The organism is Dellaglioa sp. CoH-57-MRSF-19, assembly GCF_056781975.1.
The window spans coordinates 1-234 of sequence record NZ_JBXAXW010000347.1; the positions used below are offsets into that span (position 1 = coordinate 1).

Below are 234 nucleotides of genomic sequence, written 5' to 3' on the forward strand. Positions count from 1 at the left end.
GGTCCTATGGTATAGGGGTTATTACGTCCGCCTGTCACGCGGAAGATCACCGGTTCAAATCCGGTTAGGACCGTTTAATGGCTCAGTAGCTCAGTTGGTAGAGCAATGGATTGAAGCTCCATGTGTCGGCAGTTCGATTCTGTCCTGCGCCATTTATTGGAAGAGTAGCGAAGAGGCTAAACGCGGCGGACTGTAAATCCGCTCCTTCGGGTTCGGTGGTTCGAATCCACTCTC

At 52.1% G+C, this 234-nt stretch carries 2 tRNA genes; both read left to right on the forward strand.

The window, feature by feature from the left end:
• Positions 1 to 73 (forward strand) — tRNA-Asp (locus AC1RO3_RS09445).
• 6 nt (positions 74 to 79) lie between these two features.
• A tRNA-Phe gene (locus AC1RO3_RS09450) sits at positions 80 to 152 on the forward strand.
• Positions 153 to 234 lie beyond the last annotated feature (82 nt).